The organism is Mongoliibacter sp., from assembly GCF_007692705.1.
Lineage (GTDB): Bacteria > Bacteroidota > Bacteroidia > Cytophagales > Cyclobacteriaceae > Mongoliibacter.
Window position 1 is genome coordinate 1 of the sequence record NZ_REBN01000272.1, and the last position, 19,319, is coordinate 19,319.

Annotated in this window: 17 protein-coding genes and 1 rRNA gene; 2 read left to right on the forward strand and 16 right to left on the reverse strand. The window is 38.0% G+C overall.

Annotated elements, in window-relative coordinates; all coding sequences use genetic code 11:
* The 6 genes from EA341_RS18435 to rpmH all read right to left on the reverse strand — a co-directional run.
* Nucleotides 1-321 (reverse strand): 16S ribosomal RNA (locus EA341_RS18435); the annotation flags it as partial.
* A gap of 362 nt (nucleotides 322-683) precedes the next feature.
* A complete protein-coding gene (locus EA341_RS18440) occupies nucleotides 684-1,193 on the reverse strand; it encodes a DUF2480 family protein (RefSeq protein ID WP_293016648.1) in 510 nt (169 codons plus the stop codon).
* Nucleotides 1,190-1,882 (reverse strand): tRNA (adenosine(37)-N6)-threonylcarbamoyltransferase complex dimerization subunit type 1 TsaB, encoded by a 693-nt coding sequence (gene tsaB / locus EA341_RS18445; RefSeq protein ID WP_293016649.1) that lies wholly within the window; start codon nucleotides 1,880-1,882, stop codon nucleotides 1,190-1,192. The genes EA341_RS18440 and tsaB overlap by 4 nt, the downstream gene beginning before the upstream one ends.
* A gap of 3 nt (nucleotides 1,883-1,885) precedes the next feature.
* Complete coding sequence (locus EA341_RS18450) at nucleotides 1,886-3,556, reverse strand: S41 family peptidase (protein ID WP_293016650.1); 1,671 nt, start codon at nucleotides 3,554-3,556, stop codon at nucleotides 1,886-1,888.
* Nucleotides 3,553-3,942: a ribonuclease P protein component gene (gene rnpA, locus EA341_RS18455; protein ID WP_293016651.1), complete on the reverse strand. Its 390-nt coding sequence runs from the start codon at nucleotides 3,940-3,942 to the stop codon at nucleotides 3,553-3,555. The genes EA341_RS18450 and rnpA overlap by 4 nt, the downstream gene beginning before the upstream one ends.
* Before the next feature lie 45 nt (nucleotides 3,943-3,987).
* Nucleotides 3,988-4,146 carry a 50S ribosomal protein L34 gene (rpmH, locus tag EA341_RS18460; RefSeq protein ID WP_009032742.1) on the reverse strand — a complete coding sequence of 53 codons (159 nt, stop codon included), beginning with the start codon at nucleotides 4,144-4,146 and terminating at the stop codon, nucleotides 3,988-3,990.
* 139 nt (nucleotides 4,147-4,285) lie between these two features.
* On the opposite strand from rpmH, the gene EA341_RS18465 reads away from it, so the two are divergent.
* Together EA341_RS18465 and EA341_RS18470 are read left to right on the forward strand one after the other, a co-directional pair.
* A complete protein-coding gene (locus tag EA341_RS18465; protein ID WP_293016652.1) occupies nucleotides 4,286-5,926 on the forward strand; it encodes a M61 family peptidase in 1,641 nt (546 codons plus the stop codon).
* Nucleotides 5,923-6,072 (forward strand): hypothetical protein, encoded by a 150-nt coding sequence (locus tag EA341_RS18470; RefSeq protein WP_293016653.1) that lies wholly within the window; start codon nucleotides 5,923-5,925, stop codon nucleotides 6,070-6,072. The genes EA341_RS18465 and EA341_RS18470 overlap by 4 nt, the downstream gene beginning before the upstream one ends.
* Nucleotides 6,073-6,139: 67 nt before the next feature.
* Here the strand turns inward: EA341_RS18470 and EA341_RS18475 are convergent, their stop codons facing one another.
* The 10 genes from EA341_RS18475 to EA341_RS18520 all read right to left on the reverse strand — a co-directional run bounded on the left by EA341_RS18475 (nucleotide 6,140) and on the right by EA341_RS18520 (nucleotide 19,248).
* On the reverse strand, nucleotides 6,140-6,874 hold the full coding sequence (locus EA341_RS18475; protein WP_293016654.1) for a peptidase, M16 family protein: 735 nt from the start codon (nucleotides 6,872-6,874) through the stop codon (nucleotides 6,140-6,142).
* Nucleotides 6,875-6,934: 60 nt separating this feature from the next.
* Nucleotides 6,935-8,977, reverse strand: a complete 2,043-nt coding sequence (locus EA341_RS18480) for a pitrilysin family protein (protein ID WP_293016655.1) — start codon at nucleotides 8,975-8,977, stop codon at nucleotides 6,935-6,937.
* Nucleotides 8,978-9,000: 23 nt separating this feature from the next.
* Complete coding sequence (locus EA341_RS18485; RefSeq protein WP_293016656.1) at nucleotides 9,001-10,329, reverse strand: pitrilysin family protein; 1,329 nt, start codon at nucleotides 10,327-10,329, stop codon at nucleotides 9,001-9,003.
* Nucleotides 10,330-10,622: 293 nt separating this feature from the next.
* Nucleotides 10,623-11,618 carry an adenosine kinase gene (locus EA341_RS18490; RefSeq protein ID WP_293016657.1) on the reverse strand — a complete coding sequence of 332 codons (996 nt, stop codon included), beginning with the start codon at nucleotides 11,616-11,618 and terminating at the stop codon, nucleotides 10,623-10,625.
* Between the two features lie 34 nt (nucleotides 11,619-11,652).
* On the reverse strand, nucleotides 11,653-12,819 hold the full coding sequence (locus EA341_RS18495; RefSeq protein ID WP_293016658.1) for a hypothetical protein: 1,167 nt from the start codon (nucleotides 12,817-12,819) through the stop codon (nucleotides 11,653-11,655).
* Between the two features lie 74 nt (nucleotides 12,820-12,893).
* Nucleotides 12,894-13,766: a glycerophosphodiester phosphodiesterase family protein gene (locus EA341_RS18500; protein ID WP_293016659.1), complete on the reverse strand. Its 873-nt coding sequence runs from the start codon at nucleotides 13,764-13,766 to the stop codon at nucleotides 12,894-12,896.
* Nucleotides 13,767-13,922: 156 nt separating this feature from the next.
* Entirely contained in the window at nucleotides 13,923-15,305 is a 1,383-nt protein-coding gene (locus EA341_RS18505) for a toxin-antitoxin system YwqK family antitoxin (RefSeq protein WP_293016660.1), read from the reverse strand.
* Nucleotides 15,306-15,398: 93 nt separating this feature from the next.
* The gene (gene rimO / locus EA341_RS18510; protein WP_293016673.1) at nucleotides 15,399-16,709 is read right to left on the reverse strand and encodes a 30S ribosomal protein S12 methylthiotransferase RimO; all 1,311 of its coding nucleotides are present in this window, start codon (nucleotides 16,707-16,709) and stop codon (nucleotides 15,399-15,401) included.
* A gap of 543 nt (nucleotides 16,710-17,252) precedes the next feature.
* The gene (locus tag EA341_RS18515; RefSeq protein WP_293016661.1) at nucleotides 17,253-17,834 is read right to left on the reverse strand and encodes an AraC family transcriptional regulator; all 582 of its coding nucleotides are present in this window, start codon (nucleotides 17,832-17,834) and stop codon (nucleotides 17,253-17,255) included.
* Between the two features lie 40 nt (nucleotides 17,835-17,874).
* A complete protein-coding gene (locus tag EA341_RS18520) occupies nucleotides 17,875-19,248 on the reverse strand; it encodes a Gfo/Idh/MocA family protein (protein ID WP_293016662.1) in 1,374 nt (457 codons plus the stop codon).
* Nucleotides 19,249-19,319 lie beyond the last annotated feature (71 nt).

Consider the following 19,319-nt stretch of genomic DNA (forward strand, 5'->3'; position numbering starts at 1 on the left):
CAGTGCCAGTGTGGGGGACCTTCCTCTCAGAACCCCTAAGGATCGTAGCCTTGGTAAGCCGTTACCTTACCAACCAGCTAATCCTACGCATGCCCATCTGTTACCGATAAATCTTTAATATAAATACCATGCGGTATCTATATACCATGGGGTATTAATCCGGGTTTCCCCGGGCTATCCCCCTGTAACAGGTAGGTTGCATACGCGTTACGCACCCGTGCGCCACTCTCAAGATCCCCGAAAGAATCTCTACCGTACGACTTGCATGTATTAAGCCTGCCGCTAGCGTTCATCCTGAGCCAGGATCAAACTCTCCGTTGTATAGTTTGTTGTGGAATATATAAATACATTCCTAGTTGTCTTCCTGACTCTTTAATTTCGTAGCAAATGCTACTTGTGTCGTTTTGTTTTTACCATTTCAATGAACTTTTTCTCTTCTTCAAAGAGATTGTTCGGAGCTCGTTTCTCCAAAAGCGAGTGCAAATATCGGTGTTTATTTTTAACATCCAAAAGTGTCGATAAAAAAAATTGTTTTTTTTTCTTTCTAACTCTTCACACCACACACTTGTCAAATATTGTATCAGCCTTTCTGCTGAAATTGGAATGCAAACTTATACCTCTTTGTGGGATTTACCAAACCTGAATAAGAAAAAAGATTAATTTATTTCCGGAGAGTTTGCACACTATTTTTTATCCCGTTTATACAAAGGAACTGTGCTGCACGGTTCTCCGTACATGATCGATTTTGCAAAAGGCTGAAGTAGAGATACAACCCTTCCGTAAGCATAGAATGGAACTGGATATTTACTGCAACCTTTGACAACAACTGGCCTGTCCCTGTACAACTCGGGATCAATTTCAGAAAGCTCCTTTTCAAATAAAAACTGCTCTAATGATGCCAAGTCACCGATAACATACTCAATGTCGAATTTCCCCAGGTAAGTCCCTACAAGCATAAAAGCCCATGTCGGAACGATGGCATCTTCGGAGCATGTCACTGCTACCAATTTACCTTTGAACAGATTCCAATCAAAATTCTTTAAAGCATTTCTAAAATCTTTCTCTTTAAGTACCATGCCCTGAAAGAGAAAATCCTTTAAATCAAAGACTACTCTTTGCTCTTTTCTGTAAAAGTTTTCAAGATCAATGGTAATAATTGGACTATTCGCTACTCTATTAATTATTTCAGTCATTGAAGTAGTAGGTTTTTCTTTGACTTAAGAACTTGAAAATCTTTCAAGTAGTTCGGTTCAAAATAAGCTAAGTCTTCAAACTCTCCATTTGCATACTTGGTAAAGGCCAGTTCTCCAATGGTTTTAGCAGAATTTTCACAATCTAAAAAAATTGCATTTGGATGCTTCAAAATATCCTTAAGTTTATTCATACCGTCACCTAAGAAAGTTATCTCAAAGTTTTCGAGATACTTTTCAAAAATATTTTCTTCCACAATAACAGGACTCAGTGGTTGGATTATTTTGAGGCTATGATCATAAATTGCGGTGTAAACCTCCATCCTTCTCGCATCAATCATGGGAACAATCAATTTATTTTCACTCAAACTTTCTGACACAGCTTGCTTTGCCAAGGCCTTAAGCGTATCCACAGCTATAATAGGTATCCCCAAGCCGAAAGATATACCCTTAGCAGTCGAAACACCTATCCTTAACCCAGTGTAAGAACCAGGGCCTTTAGACACTGCCACAGCTTGAAGGTCTTTCACTTTAACTCCTGCATTTGTAAAAAGACTTTCAATCATTTTTACGATCAACCTTCCATGAGAATTGGGTTCATTATTTTCGTGGAGATGGATAAGGGTACCATTTTCATGAAGGGCAACGGAGCAATTATTGGTTGCAGTTTCTACAGATAGAATCAGTGACATTACTTAATTTTTTCTTTTGACAGAAGCTGTTAAAATATTTTTAAGCTCAACTTGATCTGAAAAAACTTTCATAGCCATATCAATGTCGTCATCATCATTCAATGAGGACTCTATGACTCCTTCCTGATAGTAATATCTCGAAATCAGTTCCTCCTTTAAAGCCGACTTAATCTCGCCTTGATAAGTAATAAGATCTTGCTCCTTGTTGTGAGTTACTTTATTTTTCAAATCCTTGATCGTAGGCTGAATTTCTTCGAAATATTTTTCTTTTTCAGCATACTTTACCAAGTCCTCTAAGGCTTTCTCAACATAAGTGGTATAATCGTAATCTTTACCCTCAAGCCACGAGACAAAATTCTCGTATATGGTTTCGTCTACTTCAAATTCTGATGGCTTCCCTATTGATTCATGTTTTCTGTAAAACTCATTACCATAATCAAAAATCAAACTTCTAGCAACTAAGCTATAAGTGATAGGAGCGTAAGACTTTGACTCAATTTTTCTATCTGGTTCAATACCGGCACCATCTCTTACAATCCTCCCATTTTTAGTTTTAAATTCATTCCTTAATGAATCCGGGATAGACCTTGAATTTCCATTTTCATCTTTTTTGCTGTAGTCAATAGCCTGTATACATCTCCCACTCGGAATGTAATATTTAGCAGTGGTTACTTTTACCTGAGAGTTGTAGGAAAGCGGTACGGTCGTTTGTACTAAACCTTTTCCAAATGTTTTACGCCCAATCAAAACTGCCCTGTCATAATCCTGAAGTGCACCTGCGACAATCTCAGCTGCTGAAGCACTTCGCTCATTAATAAGCACCACCAGCGGAATATCTTTATCAAGTGGGGATTTTGTAGTTTTATAAACTGCGTTGACACTCTCAAGCTTTCCAATGGTACTTACGACTTCCTTACCCTTTGGAATAAAAAGATTGACGATTTCAACCGCTTCCTTAAGAATACCTCCTGGATTATCACGTACATCTAATACAAGTCTTTCAATTCCCTGGGATTTTAGATCAACCATTGCTTTTCTGACATCTGCAGCAGCATTAGTGGTGAAGTCTGACAATTTAATATAACCTGTCTTCTCATCAATTTTACCATAATAAGGCACATTACTGATGACAATTTTCCTTCTGGTTAGATTAACTGAAACTGTATCCTCCCCCCTTTTTACTTTTACAAAAACGTCCGTGTTGGCTGGCCCCTTCAACAATTTTGAAATATCTGCAGTAGCTTTATCTACCACATTGACAGTGTCAACCATAAGAATCTGATCTCCTATCCTTAACCCTCCGGCTTGAGCAGGAAACCCTTTGTAAGGCATAAGGATCATATTTGATCCTGTTCTATTTCCTATAAGCGCGCCTACACCTCCATACTCTCCAGTAGTCATAAGTCTGAAATCATCAGAATTTTCTTCTGGAATATATTCCGTATATGGATCCAATTCTTCCAGCATAGCATTTATTCCGACTGTAACAAGATTATCAGCATCAATATCATCAACGTAATAGGAATCCAATTCCCTCACCAATGAAGCGAAAATATCTAAGTTTTTTGCTATTGTAAAAAGCTTATCGTTACGGTTGACAAATGAAAAAAGTAAAACTGCAATCAAAGCTGTGCCTAGCACTGCAATCAGTTTGTTTTTATTCTTATTGGTCATGGAAGTGGATTTTGTTTTTCGGAGATAGAATTTATTCGGTCGATGACCTTCAGTGTTTTCCTTTCGATATTTTGAAATGTATCAACATCAGCAGAAACGTAAATTAGACCTATGAGTTTTCTGTTTTTGGAAATGTTTTTGAGCTCATTTTTATTGAGCCTGAAAGCTTCCTTCATCCTTCTTTTGATGAAATTCCTTTTGACTGCCTGTTTGATTTTCTTCTTTGAAACCGAAAAAAGTACTTGAACAGTTCCATCACCTTCAACTGGCATGTCTAAAAGCAGGACTTTGAAGGGGTGTAAAAAAAAAGAGGAACCTTTATTAAAAAGTTCCTTAATTAACTTTTCAGAATGTAATCTCTCATTCTTTGTAAGTTTGTAATTCATTGCATTTTGTTTTCGTATCAAAATACGGAAATTAAATGCTAAGAATTACTTTTTCAATGTCTTTTCAGAAGAAACGGTAAGCTTGTGCCTTCCCTTCGCTCTTCTAGACTTCAATACTCTTCTTCCATTAGCAGTAGACATTCTTAGTCTGAAACCGTGCTTGTTTCTTCTTTTTCTACGAGAAGGCTGAAATGTTCTTTTCATGACGATATGCTTTTAATATTTTTTGCTTTCCTAACTATTCTTCTCAAGGGTTCTCCTCTAAAAGGATTGCAAAGATAGATAGCTTTTTTTTATTTACAAACCAGGCGTTTACTTTTGTTACAGTTAAGCAGTTTGAAAAATGAAGTATTTTATCAAAAGAGAATCAAAAGTATCACAATTCATCCAGATAGTCTTGCATATTCCTTGTGAACAAAACGAAACAATCACACTACAATTAGCTGCCTGGAGACCTGGAAGATATGAACTCACAAATTTCGCAAAAAATATCCGATCCTTTGATGTCTTTTCAAACGGTGAAAAAGTTGCTTTCCAAAAAATCAGTAAAGACCGTTGGATTTTTACGGCTCATTCTCAAGGTGAATATAAAATCCATTATGAATACTATTGTGCCACGATGAATGCAGGCAGCTGCTGGTCAGATGATGAGTTACTTTATCTGAACTTCAGCAATTTTATTTTTGAAGTTCAAGGAAGGGAAAAAGAGAGTATTGATGTTAGCATAGACATTCCAAAAACTTATAAAATAGCCACACCTCTACCAATGGTAGCAAATAATACGTGGAAAGCTAATGGATATCAGCATATCATGGATAGCCCATGGACGGCAGGAAAAAATATTTCAAATCAATCTTATAAAATTGCGAGTTCAAAATTTCACTTATGGTGGGTTGGAGATGTACAGTTTAATAGTCTGGAAATCTTAGAGGTATTCAAAGGGTTTACCAAGAAGATGATGGAAGACTTTGGTGGTTTTCCTGCCGACGATTACCATTTTATATTTCTCCTTCTCCCCTATCAGCATTATCACGGTGTAGAACATCAGTTTTCTACAGTCATTACTATAGGCCCTGCAAGCAAGCTAGCGGAGGGAGACTTGTTAAAGAAACTTATTGGGGTTAGCTCCCATGAACTATATCATTTTTGGAATGTCTGTAGAATCCGGCCAAAAGAATTGCTTGAATATGACCTGTCCAAAGAGACGTACTTAGATACGGGTTTTATTCTCGAAGGAATTACCACATATATGGGTGATTATTATCTTCTGACCTCAGGGTATTTTTCGCAAATGGATTATTTGAAAATTTTGGAGAATCAAATCCAAAAAGAATCTGACAACCTAGGCTGGACAAATGAATCCATTGTGGAATCCAGTTTCAATTTATGGCTAGATGGATATACGCCGGGGATTCCGGAAGACAAGGTTAATATTTACAATAGAGGAGCCCTCATTTCTTTTTGTTTGGATGTTTCACTAAAAAGTGACAATTCGGGGCTTCAAATGATCATGAAAGAATTTTGGGAGCTTTTTGGAAAAACCGGTAAAGGGTATAAACTCTATGATTTTCTAGACCTCGTTCGAAATTATTCAGAAAAGTCATTCATGCTTTTGAACAAGCTTTTGTTTGAAAAGATTGATATCATCCCATTTGTAAAAACAGCCCTCAATTCATCAGGAATAGCTTTAGACTTAAGATTTGAAGATAATACTCTTCTCCATGAGTTGGGAATAAGGGTAAATGAAAACAGAAAAATTATTCAAGTCCATCCTGACTCGAAAGCATACTCAGTATTTATGATTGGTGATGAATTATTGTTAAACAATGATCAGGAACCTGATCCATTAAAAAACTTTGCGGTGACACCAGGTAATATGGTAAAGGTGAAACGATATGAAAGAATAATAAATCTTCCGATTGAAAATGATAATAGCCGCTATTTCCCAAAAGTATCATTGTCTTTTTCGCAGTATACTTTGTGAATATTCAACAAGGATTCCTTTCTGTCAGCAATAATCTGGAGTTTGAACTTTCAATTGTAGTATTGATACTTCTTTTGGTATTTCTAATCTATGGCTCTGGCAAATTCTCCGTTGACCATTGGATGAAAGAGCATCCAAATGCATAAAAAAGGGAGCCGATTTGGCTCCCTTTTTATTTTGCGATGTCTCTTATCAAATGAGATGGAAATCAATTTATTTGAAATCTTCATCTGAAAGCTCCTGATTGAATTCTAACGAAGTCACTTTAGTTTCAAGCGCCATTGGCATCATTGGGTTTTTGATGGTCATTTTCATAGGGAATTTCACACCATCCACTTCTTCGTAATCACTGTATGTGATATCACCGGCAGCATCTGAACTGGTTCTTAACTTCAAACCTGAGGCTACAGAGTAATATTCTACTGTTTTCATGTTGTTAGAGGTAGTGATAACCAACTTATGAGCTTCTTCTCCTTCAATATCTTCAGTACCCTGTAACTCCAAATCATATCCCATTTCTTGGTAGTGCTCTTCGGGGAAAACATAAACCTGTGCTTTCAATGATTGAATCATATCTTCAGGAACTACTTGTTCTTGGCCCATAGCGATCAAAGTTGCTTTACCATTAGCCAAAACAGTACGTTGGGCAATATTTCCCATTATAGAAGTTTCTTGAACCATCCTCTCATTTTCACTATCAGAAATTCCTTTGATCTTGATCACTGTTCCTTGGAAATCAGCCTCCATAGTAATCACGGAATTTTTGATTTTTGCTATGTTATCTTTTCCTCCAACAGCCTTTAAATAATTGGATATAACTGTCTCCGGATCATTTAAAGTTTTAACCTCAGCGTTATCAGTAGAGATATTCCCAGCAAAAACTGGGGAAACCTGAGCAAGAATGATGCAAAGCACCAAAGCCTTTAAGAGTATATTTTTATTTTTCATCTTGTAATATATTTTTCATGAATTTAAACAAAATAGAGAGATTTCTTCTCCTTATTTACATCATTTCATATCATCTTCAGAAATTGGCACATTAAACTCTATTTTACCAACTTTTGCCTCTAAAGGCATAGGTATCATTGGAGACTTCAGTGTCATCATCATAGGGTATTTGATTCCCTCAACTTCTTCGTATTCATCAAAAATCATTTCTCCTGTGTCTGCACTTTCCGATTTTAATTTCAAACCTGACTCCACACTATAATAATTGATTGTCGAAGCTCCCGTAGGATTCGAAACCACCAACTTATAAGCTTCCTCTCCTTCTATTTCTCTTATACCATCAAGTTCCAAAGTATACCCCATTAACTCATAATGAAGTTCAGGGAAGATAAACATATTCATTTTTGCAGCTTCAAATTGTTCATCGCTTAACTCTTGGGATTGTCCCATAGCAGTTACTGTTGCCTTACCATCTTTGATCAAAGTATGTGAAGCAACATTTCCCATCATGGACACTTTGTTGGAAAATGCTTGATTTTGTTCGTCATAAACATAAGACATTTCAAGTTTCATCCCCTGTACTTCTGCTACAGACTCCATTTTAGAAGTTTTGATAGACTTTACTTTTTCGGCACCGCCAATGGCAGAAAGATAGGCCTGAATCACTGCTTCCGGAGTAATGCTCTCATCTACCGCTACAGTTACCTCAGGTTCGCCCGTATTATTAAATCTTTGTACTTCACCAAAAGCCATAAGTCCTTCTTGTACCTCTGAACCATTACCAACTACGGTTATATACATATTCTCGGGTTTCAGGATGCGTTTTGCTGCGGCATTTACTTGATCCACTGTCAGTGCATTTAGGCGCTGAAGATATGTGGTGTAATAATCCTGAGGTAAATTATATATTTCAATGTTCAAAAAGAAGTTGGCTATCGTAGAAGGGCTCTCTAGTGATCTTCCAAATGCTCCGCTGAGATTGGCTTTGGCAGAGGCCAACTCCTCTTCAGTTATACCATTATCTCTTAAGTTTCGAATTTCATAGATAAACTCGTTTACTGCAGAATCTGTAGCAGAGCCTCTGACACTTGAAAAAGCAGAGAAAGTAGCTACCAACTCATCTTGACCGATTGAGGCATTGGCTCCATAAGTCCAGCTTTTGTCTTCTCTGAGGTTCACAAACAATCTAGAAGAAGCTCCACCACCAAGAACAAAACCTACGATTCTATTGGCTAGATAATCCTCTGAAGCCAAATTATTTTCTATAGGATATGTAACGTTGATGACAGACTGTTGGGAAGATGACCTGTCCACCAAAGCAACTACATTTTCAGCAGGAGGCTGAGGCATAGCATATTCAAAAGTGGGCACTTCAGCCTTTTCCCATTTGGAAAAATGCTTGTCTACCAAAGTCTTCGCTGTCTCCAAGTCTACATCTCCAACAATAGCCAAATAAGCAATATTAGGTCTGAAGAAGGTATTCACGTATTGCTTGATATCTTCTACCGTAACATTATCAACTGTTTTTTCTGTCCTGACCTCACCGTAAGGGTGGTCTGTTCCGTAAGCCAATTTTGTGGTTAATGTATTTGAAATTCCATTGGGATCATTCTTTTGCAAAGCTAAAGATGACTTTACCATTGTTTTCAATTTTTCCAATTCTTCCTCAGGAAATACGGCATTGTAAAGTACATCAGCCATCAATTCCAGTACCTTCTCTTGATTTTTGGTTAAAGTAGATGCACTTAGAGAAGTAGAAGATCCTGAAATCCTTGCGCCAAGAAAATCAACTTCTTCGTTGAATTCATCTTTCGGTCTATTGGAAGTACCTGCGGTAAGCATATCCCCTACAAAACTTAACATTCCAGCTTTATCGCCCTCCAATACAGGATCTCTGTCTATGATCAGGGTGTAAGAGACTCTAGGTAATTTTGAGTTTTGTACCACAAATACCTTCAGTCCATTGTTCAAGGTGAAGCTTTCAGCATTTCCGAGTTTGATTTCCGGTGCTGGGCCAGGTTCAGGCATTTTACTTCTATCTACCTGAGCTATCGCTGAAGTAGCGAACATGGCCATTATAAAATATATGAATAATTTTTTCATTTCTTGTTTTGATTAAAGCGTGATCATTCTGTAGTCTGAGCCGATTTTGGAAGGTAGTTTAGCACAACTCTGCTGTCTTTGGTAAGGTACTGATTTGCTACCCTTTTGATATCTTCGGGCTTGACAGCTCTGTATTTTTCCAACTTTTTATTGATGTAGTCAGCTTCGCCATAAAATACATGAGCCTGGGCCAATTCCATGGCTATGTTGACTACTGATCCAAGACTATTGACATATTGGGTCTCTTTAATATTCAATAATTTGGTAAAATCATTATCACTGACTCCATTTTCTTTGACTTCCGCTAAAATCTCATCCATGGCAGTGTTAAGATCTTCTACATCAATGCCCATATTGGCAATCGCGCGGATAATAAACATGCCCCCATCTTCCAAATTGTTAGGGATGGCTGCGGCTTGAACAGCTTTCTGCGATTCATCTACCAGCTTTCGGTACATCAAAGAGCTCTTACCTGAAAGAAGATAGGTACTAAGCAGATCCAATGCATAGTAGTCTTCGTGGTTTTTGGCTGGCATGATATACCCTTGAAAAACTGCTGGAAGCTGAATATTGTCATAAATATTATCTTTGATTTCCTCTGCCAATCTTTCAATTTCGACATTAGGTCTTCTCATTTCTTTAGTTCCCTTCGGAATCTCTGAAAAATATTTCTTGACCAATTCTTCTGCATCATCGTATTCGAAATCACCGACCAAAGTCAAAGTGGCATTATTTGGAACGTAAAAGGTTTTATAGAAATCAACAAATTCTTCTAAAGATGCTGCGTCCAAATGTTCCGCAGCTCCGATAATCGGCCATCTGTAAGGGTGATTGGTATACAACCTTTCGGGCAATTCTCTCTGAAAGTTCCCATAAGGACGCTCCTCCATCACCTGCTTCATTTCCTGTTTGATCACTTCCCTCTGAGTATCTACTCCGACCTGATCAACTTTGGCATGAAGCATTCTTTCTGATTCTAAGTATAAGGCCAACTCTAATTGATTGGAAGGCAGAATTTCAAAGTAAATGGTGTAATCCTGGCTTGTACCTGCATTGAGCGTACCACCTGCTGATTCCACTATTTCAAAATACTTACCTCGAGGGATATTTTCAGTCCCTTCAAACATCAAATGCTCAAAAAAGTGGGCAAACCCAGTTCTTTCAGGATCCTCATTTTTTGAACCTACATGATAGAAAACGGTAGTAGCTACAATCGGAGTACTTCTGTCCTGATGAAGGATTACGTGAAGTCCATTATCAAGCGTAAACTCCCTGAACTCTATCTGAGTTTGCGCCATGCTTGAAACCACTAAAAAGGTCCCGAGCAATAGGGAAAAGCATAACTTTCTCATATTTATTGGTTTAGTATTAATTGTAAAGATTTGTATTTCAATATTAATTTATCAACTGAATTATTTTATTGCCTAATTTCGATGATAAGTGAGTATTTTTTAAAAAAGCGTTGGAAAAATATGATTATATATTCAACTAAACAAGCTGATGATGCCTTTTTGTTTTATATAAACGGATAATTATTACGGTAAGCGGCCTAGGGTATTCTAAACTCACAAAAATATTTTCTTTTCTCTTTATGTTGAAAAAAACACATGCTACAAAATTCTAATTTGTAGCATGTGATATATGATTATGGATTTAATCTATTTAAGATTTCCTTTGCCTGATGCCACTTCAACCTTGGCCCAAATTGACTGACGATTTGAGAGCTCGCCATAGAGGCCAATTTACCGCTGCTGGCATAACTATGTCCATTTGTAATCCCATACAAAAATGCCCCTGCAAACATATCTCCAGCACCATTACTGTCTATTGCGGTAGTTTTATATGGCTCAATATCTATAAAGGTATCTCCATCAAAGATCAAAGCACCATTTTTACCTTGGGTAATGACAAAATGTTTGGCAGCCTTTTTCATCTCTTCCCTTGCTTCCTCCAGTGTATCTTTCCCTGTAAACAGCATCGCTTCCTCCTCATTGGCAAAAAGTAAATCAACGCTCGGTCCAATCACATCCTCAAACCCCTCTTTGAAGTACTTAACCATTGCCGGATCGGAAAAGGTAAGAGCCACTTTGGTAGATGACTCTTCAGCTATTTTTTTTGCACGCATCATGGCTTCTTTTCCATTCGGAGATGTGACAAGATAGCCTTCTATAAACAGAAACTTGGAATCCTTAATGGCTGCTTCATTTACTTCTTTTACAGAAAAATTTTGAGTAATACCCAGAAAGGTATTCATGGTCCTTTCAGAGTCATCAGTGACCATTACAAGGCATTTCCCTGTAATCCCATCTTCCAATCGATCCGAATCAAGGTTATTATCCACTCCGGACTCTTTCATATCTTCCACGAAAAATCGCCCAAGCTCATCATTGGCAACTTTGCAACAATAAAAAGATTTACCCCCGAATTGACTTACTGCAATAACAGAATTAGCTGCGGAGCCTCCGCATTGTTTCTTGGCTTCTACCGTATCGATGACTTGCATCAAAGAATTCTGGCGTTCTTCATCCACTAAAGTCATTACTCCTTTTTCTACGGAATTATCAATAAAAAATTGATCTTTCACTTTGAACTCTATATCTACCAGTGCATTGCCTATGCCAGTAACATCATATTTTTTCATTTTTTTGTCTTTTGATATTTTTATTAAATCTATGTTATTCGAAAATTTTGTGTCTTTCAAATGGCCTTGTTCTATCAAACAGGAACCTGTAGGTATGGTGAGTCTTGTAAATTGTAGCATTTAGCTGTTCACATACCCGCATCATTTTAGGGTTGAAATCCCCAATCCAATTCATCTCTATAGTCTTGTATGGAAACGACTCCTTAATTGCAAACTGTTCATTATAACTCATAATCATTGCTGATTCCACACCTTTACCCTGAAATTCCGGCACAACACCAAACACCAATCCAAGCATTTTGTTAGGAGGGTTGAATTTTCTGTTCCACAGGAATTTCAATTTTCCTATCAGATCCATTTTTCCATTGACATATTTAAAAATCTGATTGATCTCGGGAATATTTATAAAAAATGAAATAGGTTCTCCATTATTAAATCCAAAATAAATCAACCTGGGATCCATGATAGGTTTCATTTTCCTAAACATTAACTGGGTTTCTTTTAAAGCAAGGCTCTTTCCCATATGTTTTGCCCAAGCCTTATTATATACATCCATAAAATACTGAGGTGCCCTTTCGCTAAGCTCTTTACCCTCTATATGTCTGAAGGTAAATTTTGGGTCTCCCATGATTTTGTTCGCCCTATCTATCATTTTTTCATCAAAGCCTACCCCCTTTACAGGTCTCATATAGGTAAACTGTCTGAAATAAATCTGAAAGCCATAAGCTTCAAAAAACTCCCTGTAATATGCGAAATTCCAAGGCATATTGTAATTGGGGGGTGAAAATCCATCCACCAAAAGCCCCCACCACTTATCTCTTTCTCCAAAATTGACTGGGCCGTCCATGGCTTCCATTCCCTGAGACTCGAGCCATTCTTTAGCAATATCAAAAAGCTTGAATGCAGCTTCTTGACTATTTATACATTCAAAAAACCCCAATCCTCCTGTTGGTTGTTTTTCTTTCCATTTAGGATTGAGAAAAGCTGCTATCCTTCCAATTGTAACCCCTGAATTATCTTGTAATAACCATCGTCTCGCTTTACCCCCAAGTTTGAAAAGTTTGTTTGTTTCTGGGTGAAAAAGGCCCTGGATATCTTTATCCAAGGGCCTTATCCAATTTACTTCATTTTTATAAAGTCTGACGGCAAAATCCAAAAACTCCTTTTCCTCAGCTGGACTTTTGACTTCCAGTATTTTCATATGTAGCCTTACAATTTAAATAAAGGCTAAAAATAGACAGAAAGGATTGCTTGGCAAAACAAGTGCTGTAATAGCTATTTTTTTGGAGCCCTATCTGGGAAATCTGTAATGATTCCATCTACACCCATACTCAGTAAATTTTCCATTTGTTCAGTGGTATTAACAGTCCACGGAATCACTTTCATTCCCTTTTGATGAAGCTCTTCAACAATATCTTGAGTGAGTGATACGAAGTAAGGTGAATAAATAGGCGGTTGAAATCCCAAAGATGCAAGTTGTTCCTCATACTTACTTGGATCCGTTATCAACATGGCTAAGGTAACGTCAGGGTATGCCTCGTGGATATATTTCAATACCCTAAAGTCAAAAGACTGAATATTAACTCTTTCCCAATCCAATTTTTCAGCAATCAGCGTATAAACCAAATCTGAGAATTCCTTTGGTGAAGGATGATACACCCCATCTCCGTCAGGCAGACTTTTGATTTCAATATTGTAGTTGGGAGGAGACAGCTTATGGTCTTTCACATACTTTTCGACCACCTCAATAAGATCAACCAGCCTTGGCTTGACCGCATGGAAAAGCACCTGCTCGGGAAAACCCGTTTGCGCTTTTGAGCCACAGTCAAATTGCTGCACCTCAGCCCATGTCATTTTAAAAATATTGTGGGAACGATCACCTTGAGGAATTTCCTGTCTCTCGGGTGTTAGACATATGGCAGGGTTCATCCAGGGTTCGTGAGAAACAATGATTTCACCGTCAGATGTTACGGCAAGGTCGAGTTCTAATGTGGTCACGCCCAAATCAAGGGCCTTGATCATAGCAGGAATGGTATTTTCTGGCATCAGACCTCTGCTTCCCCTGTGCCCTTGTAAATCGTAAGAATATTGTGCTTTTAAACCCATCGAAGCAACTGTCAAAAAGAGTGCAAGAATCGTCTTTTTCATTTGTATAACTTTCTAGAAAATTATGTTAAATATTTTGCGAAAAATATACAGATCAAGCCAACGATTCAACCTTTCTATTTTAACAAATCATTATGATTTGATTTGGAAAGAATTTGAGCAGATTTAAAATAATACTTTCTTAAATCTATTTTGTAACTATCTGTTTAATCCGCCCCCAAACCTGTGCCAGCTGTTTGGTCTAAACAGTTGCATTCCATTTTGTCTCATCGCAGTATCAGAGTTGGCATTTGGAAAAAGGTCTGTGGGCCCCAGCATTCCCGAACTCCCCTCTAGATAATTTTCATCGGACATGGCAACTCCATTTATGAAAGTGTCCTCGCTAATTAATGTCCCTCTGATAGAATAAAATTTCCACTCCCCTTCTTCCAGGCCTCCATTATATCTCCCCACTTTGGCTACCTGTTCTGAGTTTGGGTGAAAATACTGCCAAAAACCCTGCTGAAGCCCATCCTGAAGCTGACCCCAGGCGATCTTATATCCCATAGGGTTATAATAAACCCGTGAACCATTTCCATTTTCAAAATTTCCCGCTTCAAGTATTTCTCCGTCCAGTGCCCTGAATGGACTAAAAGCAACCAAACGTCCATTTTCATACAATTCTTCCTGCAATACATCCCCCGCTTTGGTTATCAGCTTCCAACTACCAGACTTAAGGTTCTCGTCATAATGTCCCCTTCTCAAAATCTCAGTATGAATCTCCGTGATTTCAGTCCAAGCCCCTACTTTTTCACCTTCTGAGTATGCTCCCATAGTCAAAACCCTTCCTTCAGGATCATAAACTTCCCACATCCCCTCTTCCAAACCGTTTTCGAAATTCCCTATGGTAGCCAAATTCCCATTTTCAAAATACTCTTGCCATTCTCCTACCTGTGCACCATGCTCAAACTCACCCTTTACTTTAATTTTTCCGTTGGGGAAAAAAAGTTTGTATTCACCGTGAGGCTTGTGTTGGATATAAGTGATCAATTCCTGCAATTGACCATTAAGATGATACTTTCTCCATTCTCCAATCCTAACTCCCATAAAGTAATTTTCCTCTGACTTCAATCTTCCATCCAGGTAGTAATTTTTCCAATGACGGTGCATTTTTCCATTTAAAAATCTTCCGGTTTTCATAGGCTTGCCAAATTCCGACAATTCCTGAAATTCTCCATCCAATACTCCTTCTTTAAACATTGCGAAGGATTCAAGCTTTCCTGTGAGATAAAATGACTCAAATGGGCCATGTGGCACATCATTCCTAAAAGTAATTACCCTAATAGGTGGATGCGTAATAAAGTTTTTCAAAAAATCCTTTTCGTGAGTCAAGTCAAATGTCTCCTCTTCTTTGAAAAACGGACTATCTAAGTTTTTGCGCAGGTAAATTTTCCATTTACCTTCCTTTTTACCATCCATCAAAGTCCCTTCACCTACCAACTTATTGGTACCATAATACATTCTGACGAATCCATCACCATGCTGTTGAGCAGCCAAAGAAAAGGAAACAAAAAAGACAATAATCAGGAGTAGATTTTTCATATTAGTTACCACGTAAAAATTAAATAAAGGTTAAAATAAAAAAATCCATCAGTAATTCCGATGGATTTATTAAAATGTTTGAGGAGGTGAAATTTAAATGACCTTGCCATAAAGGTCAAATTCCGTGGCATCGGTAATTTCAGCTTGCACAAAGTCGCCAATCCTGCAATAATATTGTGACGCATCTATCAAAACCTCATTATCCACTTCCACAGAATCAAACTCAGTCCTGCCCACGAAGTATCCATTTTCCTTTTTATCAATGAGAACTTTAAAATTCTTTCCGATCTTTTCCTGATTCAATTCATAACTGACCTGTTCCTGAATTTCCATCAAATAATTAGCTCTTTCCTGCTTGACTTCCTGAGGGATATTGTCCTCCATGCTATGGGCATGGGTATTTTCTTCATGTGAATAGGTGAACACCCCAAGGCGCTCGAATTTCATTCGCTCTACAAAATCCACCATCTCCTCAAACTCCTTTTCGCCTTCCCCAGGATGGCCTGCTATCAAAGTCGTCCGGATGGCAATTTCAGGGATCAAGTCTCTGATGGAATGGATCAATGCTTCCTGTTTTTCTCTTGTGGTTCCCCTCCTCATCGTCTTCAAGACTGATGTGGAGCCATGCTGAAGAGGTATGTCCAGGTAATTGCAGATATTATCCCTTTCTTTCATCACCTCGATGACATCCATCGGGAATCCAGTTGGGTACGCATAATGCAACCTGATCCAATCGATACCTTGTACATCGGAAAGCCTTCTCATCAATTCGGCAAGATTCCTTTTTTTGTACAAATCCAGGCCATAGTAAGTGGAGTCTTGAGCAATAAGCAACATTTCCTTGGTTCCATTAGCCGCCTTATGTTCCGCTTCCTTGACCAGCTCCTCTATTGGACGTGAAATGTGACCTCCTCTCATGAGTGGTATCGCACAAAAAGAACATGGTCTGTCACAGCCCTCCGAAATCTTCATGTAAGCATAATGCGCATTATGTGTCAACAGTCTTTCGCCCACCAACTCATGCTTGTAATCTGCTTTGAATTTTTTCAACAAGGCAGGCAAATCCCTGGTACCAAAATAAGCATCCACCTGTGGGATTTCTTTTTCTAGATCGTCTTTGTATCGTTGAGAAAGGCAACCAGTCACATAGACTTTGTCTACAATACCCTTCTCCTTGGCATCCACATATTGTAAAATGGTGTCGATGGATTCCTGCTTAGCATTGTCAATAAAACCGCAGGTATTGATAATGATGATATTATTATCATTAGAATTTACTTCGTGGCTTGCGTCTATCCCGTTGCCTTTTAGTTGCGTTAACAGTACCTCTGAGTCTACCAAATTCTTGGAACAGCCCATTGTAATGATGTTAACTTTGTCTTTTTTTAATGTTCTCGCTTTCACTATTTTCCTTCTTTGCTGCAAAGGTATGGAAATTAGAAGATAAGGAATTGGGATTACTTAAAAATTACAAAAAGACAGCCATAGCCTTGTATATAAATAGACATTAAAGTGCCAGTCAAGAAGTTTCCCTCTTTAAATAATGCCACAATAGTCCATAAAACAGTATTAGAATTCTTCAATTATTACTAAATCATTAAAAAACTGACTTTTCACCTAGATTTATTTAAACTATACTTAATGGCAATTTCTGAATTGGCTAAAGGTTTATTTCTACTTTTGATTCGTACAGCAAACGAACATTTTTTCAAAATCCTTGCAACTTTTCAGGCGTCGATGTGAATCGACGCCTTTGCTTTTTACAATCCGACTAGCCGATTTGTTACCAAAATTTTAGAGTTACTATCGAAAAGGAATAACATATTGATTATTGATTTCTTCGGGTATCCTTACCCACTCAAAGTCTGTCGTCATTAGTCTTTCTATTCATAAATCAAAAGAAAAAAATGGTTATTGATATGGTTGGGTGAAATTACATTATATTAATTACTTCCATCCTTCAGTTCCGGATGATTTGAGCTTTTTATAATCGGATGGAGTCATACCAGTAATTTTCTTGAATTGGGAAGAAAGGTGCTGAACAGAACTATATCCTAACTTCCAAGCCATTTCACTAAGCTGTAGCTCATGATAAAAAAGCCATTCTCTTACTTTATCGATTTTTAGTTGGATGAAGAACTTCTCAATGGTCTGTCCTTCCATGCTACTGAAAAGATGACTGAGCTTTGTGTAATCCTGTCCAATGGTCTTCCCTAAAAAGTCAGAAAGATTGAATCCTGAAGGGATATCAGCCTCCCTGACCAATTCCTGCAACTTGTTTTTTATGGATTCTATAAGCTGGGTGTCCTTACTCTTTAAAATTTCAAAGCCTAGCGGTGTAAGGTTGTTATTCAAATAAGAAATTTGGTTCTCACTTAATTCATTTCTGAAAACAACTTTCCCTAAACTGACAGAATCAAAAGGCAACTTGAGTTTTTCCAGTTGGCTTTCAACTGCCATAATACAACGTGGACAAACCATATTTTTGATACGGATTTCTTTCATTTTTAAAAGAACAGTCTTTGGCATGAAAAAGGTTTACACACGTTCTGAGCTTTAAGAAAATTCATCAAGTTCCTCTTCCTGATTCTGTCAATTCAATATCGGTAAGTGACTCAATTCTGATTGGTTTTCCGCTTTCAATGCTGTTCCTAGCAGCAATTCCCACTAAAATCGACATGGCACCATCTCTTGTTCCAGCAGATTGTCGATAGGGATCATTCATTTCGGGATCCTTAAAAAGCTTATCCTTCAGTCGGGTATCTCCTCCTCCGTGACCACCGCCACCGTGGGGAATTACTATAATTTCTGATTCTCCAAAATTTTTGGTAACTCTGATTTCATCTTGTGGGTCTTCCTGCCATGGTTGTGACTCTTTAATCCAAGCCTCCATTCTTCCTTTTGTCCCATTAAATGCTATACGATACCCTTCATAGGGTGAATAGGTTGTCAGGGAATAGCTCACCTGCACAGCATTTTTATATTTGATTTGAACTGCCATTTTATCATAAATATCTATATCCTCCCTGTAGACACACCCATCCCTTAGGTATCCATCATACTCTTCATTGTCCACATAAAGATTGACCAAATGCTGGTTTTTACTTATGTCCCAAAAGAAATCACAGTTGGCTTGATGTGGACAGGTACGACAATGTGTATGACGAAACTTCCCGTTTTTACCATAGAACTCCAAGGCTCCATAAGCAAAAACTTCTTCAGGATCTGAGTCCAGCCACCAATTCAGTAAATCAAAATGATGCGTAGATTTATGAACCAATAGGGTCCCGCCTTTTTCTTTGAAACCATGCCACCTCCTAAAATAATCTGCCCCATGTGAAGTGTCAAGGTACCAATGAAAGTCCACTGAAGTAATATCACCAAGTTCACCGCTTCTCAGGATCTCATACATCTTTTGCCGATGCGGTGAATACCTGTAATTGAATGTAACGATTACTTTTTTGTCTGACCTTCGCTCTGCATCAAGTATCGCCTGACATTTATCCTCGTCTGTAGTCATTGGTTTCTCCGTGATTACGTGACAGCCAAACTCCAGCGCCTTAATGATAAATGTATGGTGTGTATTATCTATGGTAGTGACTATGACTACATCCGGCTTTGTTTCGCTGAGCATCTTGTCAAAATCTTCAAACAATGGGCAGTCGACGCCAATGTGTTTTTTCCCAAATTCTAATCTCCCTTTGTTATTATCGCAAAGGCCAACAAACTCTACCTGGTCCTTGTAGCTATTTTGAACCTCCCTTCCAAACATATTCACCCCTCGAATGCCAAGGCCTATAAGCGCTAGCTTCATCTTAACATCGGGGTTGTCGTGTAATGATAAAGCCTGTGCTATTCCAGTTAAAAAAACTGACCCTGTGGAAAGTAGAGCAGACTTGGCGAGGAATTCCCTACGGGAGGCGTCAAAATGCATATTTTTCATTCGTTTAGGTTTAAATGGTAATGAATAAAAATATCAATAAATGATTGAAATTCAAGAATCTGAATTAACTA

Bases quoted from the DNA above. Each gene is read 5' to 3' on its own strand.
- EA341_RS18440 (WP_293016648.1), bottom strand. From the start codon at position 1,193: ATGACTGAAATAATTAATAGAGTAGCGAATAGTCCAATTATTACCATT.
- tsaB (WP_293016649.1), bottom strand. From the start codon at position 1,882: ATGTCACTGATTCTATCTGTAGAAACTGCAACCAATAATTGCTCCGTT.
- EA341_RS18450 (WP_293016650.1), bottom strand. From the start codon at position 3,556: ATGACCAATAAGAATAAAAACAAACTGATTGCAGTGCTAGGCACAGCT.
- rnpA (WP_293016651.1), bottom strand. From the start codon at position 3,942: ATGAATTACAAACTTACAAAGAATGAGAGATTACATTCTGAAAAGTTA.
- rpmH (WP_009032742.1), bottom strand. From the start codon at position 4,146: ATGAAAAGAACATTTCAGCCTTCTCGTAGAAAAAGAAGAAACAAGCAC.
- EA341_RS18465 (WP_293016652.1), top strand. From the start codon at position 4,286: ATGAAGTATTTTATCAAAAGAGAATCAAAAGTATCACAATTCATCCAG.
- EA341_RS18475 (WP_293016654.1), bottom strand. From the start codon at position 6,874: ATGAAAAATAAAAATATACTCTTAAAGGCTTTGGTGCTTTGCATCATT.
- EA341_RS18480 (WP_293016655.1), bottom strand. From the start codon at position 8,977: ATGAAAAAATTATTCATATATTTTATAATGGCCATGTTCGCTACTTCA.
- EA341_RS18485 (WP_293016656.1), bottom strand. From the start codon at position 10,329: ATGAGAAAGTTATGCTTTTCCCTATTGCTCGGGACCTTTTTAGTGGTT.
- EA341_RS18490 (WP_293016657.1), bottom strand. From the start codon at position 11,618: ATGAAAAAATATGATGTTACTGGCATAGGCAATGCACTGGTAGATATA.
- EA341_RS18495 (WP_293016658.1), bottom strand. From the start codon at position 12,819: ATGAAAATACTGGAAGTCAAAAGTCCAGCTGAGGAAAAGGAGTTTTTG.
- EA341_RS18500 (WP_293016659.1), bottom strand. From the start codon at position 13,766: ATGAAAAAGACGATTCTTGCACTCTTTTTGACAGTTGCTTCGATGGGT.
- EA341_RS18505 (WP_293016660.1), bottom strand. From the start codon at position 15,305: ATGAAAAATCTACTCCTGATTATTGTCTTTTTTGTTTCCTTTTCTTTG.
- EA341_RS18515 (WP_293016661.1), bottom strand. From the start codon at position 17,834: ATGCCAAAGACTGTTCTTTTAAAAATGAAAGAAATCCGTATCAAAAAT.
- EA341_RS18520 (WP_293016662.1), bottom strand. From the start codon at position 19,248: ATGAAAAATATGCATTTTGACGCCTCCCGTAGGGAATTCCTCGCCAAG.